The 13,264-nt window shown below is 70.2% G+C and carries 13 protein-coding genes and 1 tRNA gene; 7 read left to right on the forward strand and 7 right to left on the reverse strand.

All coding sequences use genetic code 11. The features are described 5' to 3' along the window. Positions 1–10 precede the first annotated feature (10 nt). Both BMY07_RS32705 and BMY07_RS32710 read left to right on the forward strand, forming a co-directional pair. A complete protein-coding gene (locus BMY07_RS32705; protein WP_092787098.1) occupies positions 11–1,096 on the forward strand; it encodes an S-(hydroxymethyl)mycothiol dehydrogenase in 1,086 nt (361 codons plus the stop codon). Beyond that, positions 1,096–1,716 carry an MBL fold metallo-hydrolase gene (locus tag BMY07_RS32710; protein WP_092787100.1) on the forward strand — a complete coding sequence of 207 codons (621 nt, stop codon included), beginning with the start codon at positions 1,096–1,098 and terminating at the stop codon, positions 1,714–1,716. The genes BMY07_RS32705 and BMY07_RS32710 overlap by 1 nt, the downstream gene beginning before the upstream one ends. A 901-nt stretch (positions 1,717–2,617) precedes the next feature. On the opposite strand, the gene BMY07_RS32715 is transcribed toward BMY07_RS32710, so the two are convergent. Genes BMY07_RS32715 through BMY07_RS32725 form a run of 3 tightly spaced genes read right to left on the reverse strand, consistent with a single transcriptional unit; the run spans position 2,618 to position 5,337 of the window. Next, positions 2,618–2,983 carry a hypothetical protein gene (locus BMY07_RS32715; RefSeq protein WP_245782790.1) on the reverse strand — a complete coding sequence of 122 codons (366 nt, stop codon included), beginning with the start codon at positions 2,981–2,983 and terminating at the stop codon, positions 2,618–2,620. 52 nt (positions 2,984–3,035) lie between these two features. Beyond that, positions 3,036–3,929 carry a phosphotransferase family protein gene (locus BMY07_RS32720; RefSeq protein ID WP_092787102.1) on the reverse strand — a complete coding sequence of 298 codons (894 nt, stop codon included), beginning with the start codon at positions 3,927–3,929 and terminating at the stop codon, positions 3,036–3,038. A 37-nt stretch (positions 3,930–3,966) separates the two neighbouring features. Beyond that, a complete protein-coding gene (locus BMY07_RS32725; RefSeq protein ID WP_092787104.1) occupies positions 3,967–5,337 on the reverse strand; it encodes an NsdA family TPR-like regulatory protein in 1,371 nt (456 codons plus the stop codon). 217 nt (positions 5,338–5,554) lie between these two features. Between BMY07_RS32725 and BMY07_RS32730 the strand changes: the two genes are divergently transcribed. The 3 genes from BMY07_RS32730 (at position 5,555) to BMY07_RS32740 (ending at position 7,141) form a co-directional block, all read left to right on the forward strand. After that, positions 5,555–5,866 carry a hypothetical protein gene (locus BMY07_RS32730; protein WP_245782792.1) on the forward strand — a complete coding sequence of 104 codons (312 nt, stop codon included), beginning with the start codon at positions 5,555–5,557 and terminating at the stop codon, positions 5,864–5,866. A gap of 13 nt (positions 5,867–5,879) precedes the next feature. After that, the gene (locus BMY07_RS32735) at positions 5,880–6,230 is read left to right on the forward strand and encodes a hypothetical protein (RefSeq protein WP_092787106.1); all 351 of its coding nucleotides are present in this window, start codon (positions 5,880–5,882) and stop codon (positions 6,228–6,230) included. 269 nt (positions 6,231–6,499) lie between these two features. Continuing rightward, positions 6,500–7,141 carry a TetR/AcrR family transcriptional regulator gene (locus BMY07_RS32740; RefSeq protein WP_245782793.1) on the forward strand — a complete coding sequence of 214 codons (642 nt, stop codon included), beginning with the start codon at positions 6,500–6,502 and terminating at the stop codon, positions 7,139–7,141. Here BMY07_RS32740 and BMY07_RS32745 read toward each other — a convergent pair. Next, the gene (locus tag BMY07_RS32745) at positions 7,126–8,358 is read right to left on the reverse strand and encodes an amino acid deaminase/aldolase (RefSeq protein ID WP_092787110.1); all 1,233 of its coding nucleotides are present in this window, start codon (positions 8,356–8,358) and stop codon (positions 7,126–7,128) included. The genes BMY07_RS32740 and BMY07_RS32745 overlap by 16 nt on opposite strands. A gap of 53 nt (positions 8,359–8,411) precedes the next feature. On the opposite strand from BMY07_RS32745, the gene BMY07_RS32750 reads away from it, so the two are divergent. Next, entirely contained in the window at positions 8,412–9,728 is a 1,317-nt protein-coding gene (locus tag BMY07_RS32750) for a D-arabinono-1,4-lactone oxidase (RefSeq protein WP_092787112.1), read from the forward strand. Here BMY07_RS32750 and BMY07_RS32755 read toward each other — a convergent pair. The 3 genes from BMY07_RS32755 to BMY07_RS32765 form a co-directional block, all read right to left on the reverse strand. Next, complete coding sequence (locus BMY07_RS32755) at positions 9,721–10,368, reverse strand: NAD(P)H-binding protein (protein WP_092787114.1); 648 nt, start codon at positions 10,366–10,368, stop codon at positions 9,721–9,723. The two genes, BMY07_RS32750 and BMY07_RS32755, sit on opposite strands and share 8 nt — an antisense overlap. A gap of 19 nt (positions 10,369–10,387) precedes the next feature. Further along, on the reverse strand, positions 10,388–11,014 hold the full coding sequence (locus BMY07_RS32760; protein ID WP_092787162.1) for a hypothetical protein: 627 nt from the start codon (positions 11,012–11,014) through the stop codon (positions 10,388–10,390). A 596-nt stretch (positions 11,015–11,610) separates the two neighbouring features. Further along, positions 11,611–11,693: transfer RNA gene (locus BMY07_RS32765), tRNA-Leu, on the reverse strand. A 129-nt stretch (positions 11,694–11,822) separates the two neighbouring features. Between BMY07_RS32765 and BMY07_RS32770 the strand changes: the two genes are divergently transcribed. Next, complete coding sequence (locus BMY07_RS32770) at positions 11,823–13,037, forward strand: FHA domain-containing protein (protein WP_092787116.1); 1,215 nt, start codon at positions 11,823–11,825, stop codon at positions 13,035–13,037. The last annotated feature ends 227 nt before the right edge of the window (positions 13,038–13,264 follow it).

The raw sequence follows: 13,264 nt of genomic DNA on the forward strand, positions 1-13,264 counted from the left end.
GGAGCAGTGCATGCCGCAGCAGGTCCGGGGTGTTGTCGCCCGAGGCAAGGGTCAGCCGGTCAGCGTCGAGACGATCGTGGTGCCCGATCCCGGGCCCGGTGAGGCTGTCGTCCAGGTGCAGACCTGCGGGGTCTGCCACACCGATCTGCACTACCGCGAGGGCGGCATCAACGACGAGTTCCCGTTCCTGCTCGGCCACGAGGCCGCCGGGATCGTGGAGTCGGTCGGCGAGGGCGTGACCGACGTGGCGCCGGGGGACTTCGTGATCCTCAACTGGCGCGCGGTGTGCGGGACCTGCCGGGCGTGCCTGAAGGGCAAGCCCTGGTACTGCTTCAGCACGCACAACGCCGCGCAGCCGATGACGCTGGAGGACGGCACCGCGCTGTCGCCCGCGCTGGGGATCGGTGCGTTCGCGGAGAAGACGCTGGTCCACAGTGGACAGTGCACGAAGGTCGACCCGTCGGTGTCGCCCGCGGCGGTGGGACTGCTCGGCTGCGGCGTGATGGCGGGCATCGGCGCCGCGGTGAACACCGGCGGGGTCGGCCGCGGCGACACCGTCGCGGTGATCGGGTGCGGCGGCGTGGGTGACGCGGCCATCGCGGGCGCCAAGCTCGCGGGGGCCACGACGATCATCGGCGTCGACCTGGACGACCGGAAACTGGAGTGGGCCAAGGGGATCGGCGCCACGCACACCGTCAACGCGGGCTCGGGCGACCCGGTGGAGCAGGTGCGCGCGCTGACCGGCGGGTTCGGCGCGGACGTGGTGATCGACGCGGTCGGGCGGCCGGAGACCTGGAAGCAGGCCTTCTACGCGCGCGACCTGGCGGGCACGGTCGTGCTGGTCGGGGTGCCGACCCCGGACATGCGCATCGAGATGCCGCTGATCGACTTCTTCTCCCGCGGCGGCGCGCTCAAGTCCAGTTGGTACGGCGACTGCCTGCCCTCGCGCGACTTCCCGTACCTGGTCGACCTCTACAAGCAGGGACGGCTCGACCTCGACGCGTTCGTCAGCGAGAAGATCGGGCTGGACCAGGTCGAGGAAGCGTTCACGCGCATGCACCACGGCGACGTGCTGCGCTCGGTGGTGGTGCTCTGATGTCGGCGCGCGTCGACCACGTGGTGACGTCCGGGACGTTCAGCCTCGACGGCGGCACCTGGGACGTGGACAACAACGTGTGGCTGGTCGGCGACGACACCGAGGTGGTGATCATCGACGCCGCGCACGACCCGGACGCCATCCTCGCCGCCGCCGACGGCCGCCGCGTGGTCGCCATCATCTGCACCCACGGCCACGACGACCACATCAACGCCGCCGCGGACCTCGCCGCCGCCGGACCGGTCTACCTGCACCCGGCCGACGACTTCCTGTGGCGCGCGATCCACCCCACCACCGACTTCCACCCCCTCCACGACGGCCAACACTTCGAGGTCGGCGGCGTCTTCCTGGAGGTACTGCACACCCCGGGCCACGCCCCCGGCTGCGTCAGCATCCACGCCCCCCAACTGAACGCCCTCTTCACCGGCGACACGCTCTTCGAGGGCGGCCCCGGCGCGACCGGCCGCTCGTTCAGCGACTTCCCGACGATCATCAAGTCGATCACCGAACGCCTGCTGGTGTTGCCCGCGAACACCAAGGTCCACACAGGCCACGGCAACACGACGACGATCGGGGCGGAGGCTCCGCACCTGGACGAGTGGATCGCGCGCGGCCACTGAGTCTCGTTCTGCCAAGAGCCCTTTTCTCGAGAAGCCGTCCACCCCCTGTGCCGGGTGGGCGGCTTCTTCGCCTCCTGCTCCCGCCTTGGCCTCCGCCGCGTTTCGCCGAAGCCTCTCCTGAACGACTTCCCCCGGCGAGCCCGCCCGTACCCCGACCGTGTTGCCCCCTCGCTGGCACATCCCCAGCACAACGCCCACATCCCGCTCGAGCGATGTCATCCGGTCCAGCGACAGAAGTTATCCACATCTGGATCTTCGGCGCCCTGTTTCACGATCGTCTGTCGGGGGGTGCCGGTAGGCTGGGACCTGGGACGCCCCCCGGAGAGGGTGGGGGCTGGGGCCGGACTGGCGTGCGCGCGCGAAGCGGTGGGGGCAGGGTAAGCGGAGCGGCGTGGGGTAAGCGGTTCGGTGTGGGTTAGAGGCTTGAGGTGGGCGGGGCGCTTGGCGTGGGCCGGGCGCGCGGAGTGGGGTAGGCGCACGGAGTGGGGTTGATGCGCGGCACGGGGTCGGCGCGCAGCTTAGGTCAGTGGGCTGGCGGGGACTACGCGCGCGATGCAGGTGAGAGGCCTGGCGTCGTCAGAGGCCGAGTGTGGGGCAGGCGCGCGGTGTGGGGTTGACGCGCAAGCACGAGGCGCGGTCGTGGGTCTGTTGTCGGTTGGGCTTCGACGACCCGCGGAGGCTAGTGCGGCCGTTGGGGGCTGACCTGGGGATCTGTTCGGGTATCCCCAGTACCCCCGAGTAATCCACACCGAGTTGTCCACAGTTGTGGATGGATTGGGGTGGGTTATCCACAGGTTGGGTGGGCGTTCGTCGCGGGTTTGGGCCGTTCGGCGCCGGGGTGAGGTGGGGTGGCAACCGAATGAGCGGTTCGGGGTGGGCCGAACGGGGGAACGCCGAGTGGTCAGTCCCGTTCGGTGAGGTGCGCGGCCGCGGGGTGCGGGGAGCGCAGGTGGGAGAGGCGGGCGGTGGCGATCCGGCCGCGGTTCTCCAGTTCGCGGTAGGAGATCCAGCCGCGGGCGTAGGCGCGGTAGGCCTGGGCGAGGGTGATCAGCTCGGCGAGGTGGTCGGCCGAGCGGCGGCGGGCCTCGTCGGGGAGGCGGGTCACGCACGCCAGCTGGCTGTCCACCGCCTGCTCGAGAGCGCGGGCGGAGGCCAGGGCGCGTCGCCGGTACCGGAACATGAGCACCTCGCGTGGGGCCGACACGGACAGTGACCAGGTGCGGTATCCGTGCACTTCATCCGGCCCGCTGACCCTGTCGTCGTTCACAATGCGCAATGCGTTACCCGCCGGGATACCGCCATCCGGTCGTAAGGGCCGCTCAGCGGTAACGCGCCCACCGCGCCGATCTGTCGCCCGTGCGGAAGTCGCGCAGGCGTCTCAGCAGCTCAGGACGCACCTCCGGACTGCTGTTCATGATCGGCAAAACGCTGGTGATGAGCTTGAGCTCGCGTACTTCGCGAAGTACCGAAAATCCACTCCACAGAGTGACATCGAAGCCGTACCCCTCGGCCAGTTCCCGGTACCTGGCCGCGGGCTCCCCGAACCGGCTGACCCCCACCGCCAGCGGCGTCAGGTCCCACTCGGGCGGCCCGAGGCAGCTGGAGTCGAAATCGCACAGGACCGGACCGGCCGGGGTGGGGATGAGGTTGCCGAGGTGGGCGTCGCCGTGCACCGGGCCCCTGGGCAGCGGGAAGCTCAGCGCCCGCAGCCGGTCGTCGGCCTCGTCGACCCTGGCCCGCAGGAACACCAGGTCGCCGTCGTCGAGGCCCTCCGCCTCGCCCAACCGCCTGCGCACGTCGTCGAGCGGGTCCCACTCCGGCAGGTCCGGCAGTTCCGGCAGCGCGTGCACGACCCGCAGCAGCCGCGCGAGGTCGGTGGCCCGGGGTCGGACGTCGTGCTCGGGCACGGCGTCCCACACGGTCGCGGCGTAGTCGCCGACGCACACCGGCTGCTCGATCCCCGGGGTCAACCGGACCGCGGGGACGTCGTTCTCGGCGAACCACTCGGCGATCCGGACCACCTTGTGCACCCGGTGCCGCAGCGCCACGGAGCCGACGATGCGGACCACCACCGGCGCGTCGGCCAGCCAGTACACCGCGTTGTTGGTGAAGCGCAGCAGCCGCGCGCCCGTCGGGTCGACCCCGATCCGCGAGCACACGGCTGCCAGCGCGGCGGCCAGGTTCTCCCTGGTGAACAACCCATCGGTGGCCATCGGTCCCCACTGCCCTGATGACCTGCCTGCACGCCGGTCAGGCCACGCTGAGGTTGATTATCTGCTCGGCCAGGTCACGCGCGTCGGCGTTGTTGCGCCGCTTGCTCGCCTCGTTGAGCAGCGGCTTGAGCCGGTCCTTCACCCTGGTCGACTTCAGCGACTCGGCGAGGTCCACCGCGGCGCGACCGACCTTGGCGCCGTGGTCGATGTCGCCCTCGAGCATGTGGTTGGTGGCCAGCGCGCTGAGGTTGAACGCCCTGCTGCGGGCATAGTCGTCGCCGTAGGAGTCGATCGCCTTGGTCAGCGCCGGGATGGCGAACTTGGTGTGCGTCGGGTCGGTGGTCTGCGCCAGCACCGTGTGCACCGTGCCGATCATGGCGTAGACGTCGGTCTCGTTGAAGAAGCGGACCCAGTCCTCGGCCTTGCCGTGGTCGGCGCGGGCGAACTCGTCGCGGGTCCTGCCGATCAGCTTCATGGTCTGGTCCTTGTGCCCCATCAGCGCGTACGCCCACGCCTGGTTCGCGCAGATCACCGCCACCGCGAGCTCCGAACCCGACTCCTGCGCGGCGATCTGGCCGAGCTGGAACATCTTCAGCGCGTCGTCCGGGGACTCCTTGTGCAGGTACACCCGGCCCATCCGGTACAGGATGTTGGCCACCAGCGGCTCGCTCTTGCCCGCTTTCGCGAGTTCGAGCGCCTTGCCGAAGTGGTTGCGGGCCGAGTCGGTCAGGCCGATGTCGAACGACGTCCAGCCTGCCAGGTTGTGCAGGTCGGCCAGTGCGACGTGCAGGCGTTGTTTGACGTGCTCCGGGCCGGAGGCACCGAGCATCTGCTGACCCCAGGACAACTGCGCGACCACGGCGTCGCGGCAGAAGCCGCCGCCGTACTGGTAGTCCAGCGACCGCAGCGCTCTGGTCGCCGCCTCCACCTGGCGCACGTCGGTCATGCCGATCCGACCGGGCGCTGGGGTCTGGACGGGGTTGGCGACCCACGACCCGGAGTTGTTGCCCAGCACGTTCGCGCCCACCGTGACGGCGGCCGCGTGTGCCAGGAACTCCCGACGCTTCACCTCTTCGCTCTCCTCAGGCTGCGCGGCCTCACGTGTCACCGCCACCCGGACCGCGGTGACCTCGTCGTAGGCGAGGCCCATGTATCCCCTAGGGACACCCAGTCCGTCGGCGATCCTGGCGAGCACGTCGTAGGCCATCACCTGACGACCCTTGAGGATCTCCGACACCTCGGACTGCGACTGGCCGGTCATCGCCGCGATCTGGCGCTGCGACACACCAGTGCGGCGGAGCAACCGGTAGACGGAACTGACCTCCCGCGCGGCGAGCGCGGCCCGCATCTCGGGCTCCTCCCAGGTGTCGGAAGAAATGGGAGAACCCGATGATCCGATGGAGTTCATTCCGCCCCTCTCAGGCTCCGCCGGGCGTCAACCGCAGAGTAAGCGCACTTCACAGGCGGCGAGAAGGGCCGTTCGCCGAACCTGATCGGCCCGACCGAACTCTCCCGACCGCTCACCGTGAAACGAGCACCGATCGGCGCTGTGACGCTCCAAACCCGTTCCGCACGCATCAATGTAGTTCGTTGTAAGCGTACGAGCACGGAGGGAAACCGGGAACGTGGAACTGCTCAGGTCGGCTCCGAGCCCGCTGGTGGCACCGCAGCCGAGGCGGGCGGAACACCACCTCGACGGTCCCCCCGACGGGCGCCGGGACTTCCGCGGCGACCTGCACGGCTTCGTCGGTGAGCGCAGGGTGTGGCGGATCGCGTGCGGTGACGTGATCAACCGCGACCGGTGCCTGACCGTGCTGGTGGAGAAGAACAAGGTGGTCCTGGTCGGGCCACCCGGTGAGACGGCGGTGCTCTCCAGTGGCCAACTCGGCCAACTGCGCGACGCCCTCCGCGAAGCCGCCGAGCAGGCGGAAAGGTAACGGTGACGTTGAGGTGGACGAGATACTCGGCCAGGTCCTGCGCAGCGCCGTCTGGGAGCGGCTGGACATGCTCACCGAACTGGCGAAGCGGGCCGACGCCCCGTCGCTGCTGTCCGTCGCCCGCTCCGAGCTGCCGCGGCTGACCGAGGGCTGGCGGTCGATGCTGACCGCGCACGAGCCGGACGCCAAGGGCAACTGCCCCACCTGTTCGAGCCGGTGGCGCCAGCAGAAGGCGCCCTGCTCGGTGTGGCGCGCCGCCTACGAACACCTCGTCGCCGGGGGTCTGGCACCCCAGCACACCACGCGCCGCAAGGCAGAGGGCGGCACGCGCAAGTCGCGCCGCCTCACCGCGAGCGCGCGCTAGGCAGGCGGTCTGGGTTCCGCCGTTCCCCCGGACGCCGCGGAGCCCAGACCGTCGATCCACCGGGTGGTCCGACCACCCCACGCACTCCGCGGACCGGTGCTGATGTGCTTTCCTGCGTCCCCGACCGGCACCGGTCCGCGGCTCCACTCGGATATTACCCGTCGGTAGTGCCGAAACTCGCTCTCAGAAGTGGCCCCGAGGCCATTTCGCGCGTCTCCCTCAGTCGTTGGACGGGCAAGATGAACGTCTGCGATCCAGGAGGAGACGCTGTGGCAAGCCCTACCCCACTCCGCCGCCAGCCCGTGCAGCAGCGCAGTGCCAAGCGGGTGCAACGGATGCTGGAGGCCTGTGCGGAGCTGGTCGACGAACTCGGCTACGACGGGGTGACCACCACGCTGATCGCCGAACGCGCGGGTGTGGCGGTCGGGTCGCTCTACCAGTTCTTCCCGGACAAGCGGGCGGTCGTGCAGGCGCTGACCCAGCGCAACCTGGACCACTTCATGACCGAGATCGGCCGCAGGCTCGACGAGGCGCACCTCGAGCACTGGTGGGACGGCGCCGACCTGATCTTCGACAGCTACGTGCGGATGTACCGCGAGGTGCCGGGGTTCAGCCGGATCCGCTTCGGTGACGTGGTCGACCTGCGGCTGATCGACGGCGAGCGGGACAACAACACGGTGATCGCGGAGAACCTGGCCTCCTTCCTGGCCGACCGGTTCGCCATCCCGTTCGAGGACATCCGGCTGCCGGTCGCGGTGGCCAACGAGATCGCCGACGGGATCCTGAACCTGGCGTTCCGGCGCAAGCTGTTCCCCGAGGCGGCGGTGATCGCCGAGGCGAAGATGGTGGTGCGCAGCTACCTCTCGGGTCAGATCAAGGCGGCCGGGCAGGACGGTCAGCCGAAGCTGTGACCCTCGCCGCGGTAGGTGGGGAGCGTCCGGACCACGCGCTCCCCGTCGACGAGGTGGTACTCGGCGAACCGTTCGGCGAGTTCACCCGCCTTGGCGTGGCGGAACCAGACCCGATCCCCTATGCGCAGCCGGTCGGCCCCGGCGCCGGAGACCGGGGTCTGCACCTCCCCGGCCCCCTCCATCGTCAACAGGCGTAGTCCTTCCGGCAGGTGCGGCACCGGGAGCCGGTCCCGGTTGGCCGGGCCGGAGGCCAGGTAGCCGCCGCCGAGCAGGGTCGCGATACCGGGAGCGGGGCGGCGCACGACCGGGACCGCGAACAGCACCGCGGGACTCGGGGTGAACCGGCTGTAGTGGTCGAACAGGCCGGGACCGATCAACCCGGACCCGGCGGCGATCTCCGTGACCGACGCGTCCTGCCGGGTGAGCTCGATGCTCCCCGTGCCGCCGCCGTTGACGAACTCCAACTGCCGCACCGCGTTCACCGCGGCGACGGCCGCCGCCCGCCGGGTGGTCAACTCCCGCGCGGACCCCCGCTGCACCCAGCGCAACACCCTGCCGAGCAGCGGCTTGCCCGAGGGCGCGTCACCCATCCCGGCGATCTGGCCCTCGTAGCCCATGAGCCCGACCAGCCGGAACCCCGGCCGCGCCTCGATCGCCGCGGCCAGGTCGGCGGCCTGCTGGGGGGTGAACACCGGCGAGCGGCGGGCACCGATGTGGACCTTGTCACTGCCGCGGACCGGTCGCCACGACACGTCGAGTTCCAGGCACAGCCGGATCTCCGGGTGGTCGGCGCCGAGCGCGGCGTCGATGAGGTCGAGGTGCTCGACCGAGTCGACGGTCAGCGAGACCAGGCGGCGGGCGGAGTCGTCGGCGGCGAGCGCGCGCAGCGCCGAGTGGTCCGCGGTCGGGTAGGCGACCAGGATGTCGGTGTCCGCGAGGTCGGTGCCCGCCCACACCCGGGTCAGCCACAGCGCCTCCGGCAGCGCGTAGCTCATCACCCCGGCGAACCCGGGGCGGTGCAGGACCCGTTCCAGCAGCGCGCGGCAGCGCACCGACTTGCTGGCCACTCTGATCGGGCGACCACCCGCGCGGCGGACCAGGTCGGCGGCGTTGGCGTCGAACGCGGCCAGGTCGACCACCGCGAGCGGGAGGTCGAGGTGCTCGGTGGCGGAGTCGAGTGAGTCGCGGGAGAGGCGCACCGGACAACCGTACGGCATCCGGTCTTGAAATGTGAAGTGCATTCACTTAGCGTGCGGCACTGGGAGGTGCGATGGCACAGGACACCCCGCTGGCCTGGCGAAACTGGGCGGGCACGGAGACGGCGACGGCGGTGGAGCTGCACTCCCCCGCCGACGTGACCGCGATCAGCGCGGCGATCACCTCGGCGGCCGACCGCGGCCTGACCGTGCGGGCGCGGGGCAGCGGCCACTCGTTCACCCCGGCGGCCGCCGCGCACGGCGCCGCGCTGGACCTCTCGACCTGGACCGGGGTCGTCTCCGCCGACGGTGCCGACGTGACCGTCCGGTCGGGCACGACGCTCGCCGAGCTGAACACCGAACTCGACCGGCGCGGCCGGGCCATGGCCAACCTCGGCGACATCGACGCGCAGACCGTCTCGGGCGCGATCTCCACCGGCACGCACGGCACCGGCGCCCGGCTCGGCGGGATCGCGACCCAGGTCAGCGCCCTGGAACTGGTGCTGGCGAACGGGTCGGTGGTCCGCTGCTCGGCGACCGAGCGGCCGGACCTGTTCGCCGCGGCCAGGATCAGCCTCGGCGCACTCGGTGTGATCAGCACGGTCACGCTGCGCACCGAACCGGCGTTCGTGCTGGCCGCCGCCGAGCAGCCGGAGCCGCTGGAGCAGGTGCTGGAGCAGCTGGACCAGAACTGCGCGGACAACGACCACTTCGAGTTCTACTGGTTCCCGTACGGGCGGAAAGCACTCACCAAGCGCAACAACCGCCTACCGGCCGGCGCTCTTCCCCGACCGCTCGGCCCGGTGCGCCAGTTCTTCGAGTACGAAGTGCTGGAGAACGGTGCCTTCGGCGCTTTGTGCAAGATCGGCCGGTTCGTACCACAATTGGTTAGACCACTGAGCAAGCTCTCGGCGTCAGTGCTATCTCCGCGCTCTTACAGCGATGTGTCGCACAAGGTTTTCGTGACGAGCAGACGAGTCCGGTTCGTCGAATCGGAGTACGCGATCCCCCGCGAGGCACTTGCGGAGGTGCTCGCCGAACTCCGCGCCCGCGTCCCCCAACTCGCCGACCCGATCATGTTCCCGGTCGAGGTCCGCGTCGCCGCCCGCGACGACATCTGGCTCTCCACCGCCCACGACCGCGACTCGGCGTACATCGCCATCCACCAGTACCGGGGCATGCCGTACCGCGACTACTTCGCCCTCTTCGAGTCCATCGCCGCCTCCGTCGGCGGGCGGCCGCACTGGGGCAAGATGCACACCCTCGACGCCGAGAAGCTCCGCGCCCTATACCCGAGGTTCGACGACTTCGCCCGCATCCGCTCCGAAGTGGACCCGGACGGGATCTTCCGAAACCCTTACACCGACAAGGTTCTGGGCCCGATCACCTGACGGCGGCCGCGACGGACTCGACGACAGGGACGTCACCGCCGACGAGTTCCAGGGTCAACCCCGCGGTGCGCGGCTCGTCCAACACCGCCACCAGCACGGCGGCGACATCCGCGCGGCTCACCACACCCGGTGCGACTGAGGCGCCGAGCGACACGCGGCCGGTGGGCGCGTCGTCGCTGAGCCTGCCCGGTCGGACGATCGTCCAGTCGAGATCGCGGGCCCGCAGGTCCCGCTCGGCGGCGTCCTTCGCGGCCAGGTAGGCGGAGAACACCTCGTCGGCCGAGCCGCGGTCCAGGCCCATGGCGCTGATCTGCACGTATCGCCGCACTTGTGCGATCTGCGCGGCCTCCGCCGTCAGCGCGGCGGCACCGCGGTCGACGCTGTCCTTGCGCGGGATCCCACTGCCGGGACCGGCGCCCGCGGCGAACACCACCGCGTCCGCACCGGCGAGCACGGCCGCCACCTGTTCCGCCGTCGCGGTTTCCAGGTCGAGCACGACACCGTCGCCACCGCGGGCGCGGATGTCGTCGACGTGGTCGGGGTTGCGCACGACCCCGATGACCGTGTCGCCGCGATCGGCGGCGAGCCCGGTCAGCACCAACGCGATCTTGCCGTGTCCGCCCGCGATCACCAGCCGCATGCGACCGACCCTATAGCGATCAGCTGGTGGCCGCCGCGCCGTCGAGGATCTGGTCGTAGGCGAGTTCGCTGACCCAGCGGTAGAGGGCGTCGACCTCGGGGTACGCGCGGTCCTGGCGGCCGGGGAGGTCGAGCTCGACCTTGGCGTCCGGCTCGGCGCTGACGATCGCGACGCCGTAGGCGCGGGAGCGGGGCAGGCAGTTGGCGAGGTAGTCGTGGGTGAGTACGGCGGAGGTGGGCAGGACCATCGCGGTGTCGCCGTAGCGCAGGAAGGGGACCGCGTTCGCCAGGCCGGTGCGCCAGTGGCGGGCCACCGCGATGGCGCCGACGATGCGCACGGCGGGCTCGGGGACCCGGCCGTTGAGCTCGGGCCACGCCCAAGTGGACACGCTCGCGCGGTCGGTCACCGGCTCCTGCCCCAGGCAGATCCGCTCGGCGTGCACATCGGCCTTGAGGTCGACGACCAGGCACACGCGGCGGCCGTGCAGCGTCATCTCCGGCAGCACCGTCCCGTCCCAGCCGAGCGCCGCGGCGGCGGCGACGGCGAGCTCGTGCACCCCGGCGGGCAGCTCCACCGGCGGCGTCAGCTGCGCGGGCAGTGCCTTCAGGCTCTCGGTTACCGCAGTGCGCCCAGGAATGCCGGTCACGAACTTCCGCCCTTCGCTGCCACCCCGCCGCCTGCCCGCTACCGGGCTGACGAGGTGTTCGAATCGGTACTTCAATTGAGTACCAGTTCGGCATGGACGTTTAAGACCCCAGAACCGCTCTCCTGCGACCGGCGGCGCCAGACGGTCGGTAACCGGTCGACGACCGACATCCCGACTTCACCCCAACTATGCGGCCGTCCGGGTGACCCCCACCCAACCCCCCACCCGCCTCAACTACCCACAGTCCCCCAACGAACACCCCCCACCCCGAGTTCCCCCCACAATTTGATCTTCCCAACCCCACTCCCTCGTTGAGGAAACAATTAGTTCACCCCACCCAAAGAACAGACGTATTCCGTGGACCCCCAACCCCACCCCCGCGAAAGGCGAAGCCCGAGCCGGCCCCCCTAGTCCCGATGCAACGGCCGAAGGCCAAGCAAGCCCAAGCCACGTCCGCCAGGGTCCCCACCCCGCTACGTGCTCGTCCCTCGCACTACGCGCCCCCCGCACCGTGGGGGTCTGGGGGTTCGACCCCCAGATACAATGACGACCGACCCAGTCCACGCTCTCCGTGGACACAGATCGGCCGTCGGTCGTGGGCGAGGAGGGAGTTGAACCCTCACGTCCTTTCGGACACACGGACCTGAACCGTGCGCGTCTGCCATTCCGCCACTCGCCCGAGTGGTGCTGCCCCCTGCGGGACGTGGAGAACACTAGCACGCTCGAAAACCCGGTTCGCACATACCCGTGTCCTGCATGGCGCGCCCGGATACGATCGGTCCAGGAGCACGGGCGGAAAGGAGGTCCCATGGGCATCGGCCAGCGGTTGAACCGCAAGCTGGAGGACGTCGTGGGCAGCACTTTCGCGCGCGTGTTCGGTGGCAACGTGGTGCCGCAGGAGGTCGCGCAGGCACTGCAGCGCGAGAGCGAGGACAACATCCGCGAGTTGGCGGGTGGTCGGTTGTTGGCTCCCAACCACTACGTGGTGCAGTTGGGTCCGGCCGACCACCAGAACTTCGCTGGTGACGAGGACCGCATGAGGGCGCTGTTGGCGGACTGCGTGGCCGAGCATCTCACCGAGCACGGATGGGATACCTACGGAGACGTCGTAGTCTCCTTGGAGCGCTCCGACGCGCTGCACACCGGACAGTTCCGAACCCGCTCGACCGTCGACCCCGACGTGAAGGCCAGTCCTTCCGGCGGCGGTGCAGGCCACCAGGCAGGCAGACGGCCGGCACAACCCCGCAACGCAGGAGACCGATCCATGAGCCAGCCCCCCGGCTACGGCCAGGCGCCTGATGGCGACCCGTACGGACAGCAGCAATACGGGTACGGCCAGGGCCAGTACGGCAACGATCCCAACTACGGTCACGGCTACGGCCAGCAGCAGCCCCAGCAGGGCGGCGGCTACGACCAGGGTTATGGCCAGCAGCAGCAGGGTGGCTATGACCAGGGCTACGGCCAGCAGCAGCCAGGTTACGGGCAGCAGCAGGCCGGTTACGACCAGGGTTACGGCCAGCAGCAGCCGGGTTACGGCCAGCAGCAGGGTGGGTATGACCAGGGTTACGGCCAGCAGGGTGGGTATGACCAGGGTTACGGCCAGCAGCAGCCCGGTTACGGGCAGCAGGGCGGCTACGACCAGGGTTACGGCCAGCAGCAGGGTGGGTACGGACAGGACCCTTACGGCCAGCAGGGCGGGTACGCGCCGCCTGCGGTGCAGACCGGTCCGCGCCAGCTCTCGGCGAGCCTGCAGCTCGACGACGGCTCGAACCGCAACTACTCGCTGAAGCAGGGCGGCAACGTCGTCGGCCGCGGCCAGGACGCGGACTTCCGGCTGCCCGACACCGGGGTGTCGCGCCGCCACCTGGAGATCACCTGGGACGGGCAGAGCGCGACCCTGGCCGACCTAGGGTCGACCAACGGGACGACGGTCAACGGGACCCCGGTGCAGACCTGGCAGCTCGCCGACGGCGACGTGGTGCGGATCGGCCACTCGTCGCTGGTGTTCCGCACCCAGGGCTGACGCGGTCGCGCCAGGCGCTCGTCCGGTGGTCGGGCGCCCTCGGGTCGGGGAAGCCCGAGTCGCGCGAGGCAACGAACGAGGTCGGCGGACGTCCTCATCAACGAGGTCGGCCAGACGTCTTACCGAGGGCTGTCCGGGGGTCACCCTGGGCAGTCCTCACGTCGAGTTGGACACTGTGCGCTGTGGTCATCCCGTGTGGCCCCGGTTCTGACGTGGACACCCCAAGA

The sequence above is a fragment of the Actinokineospora terrae genome (assembly GCF_900111175.1).
Classification (GTDB): Bacteria; Actinomycetota; Actinomycetes; order Mycobacteriales; family Pseudonocardiaceae; genus Actinokineospora; species Actinokineospora terrae.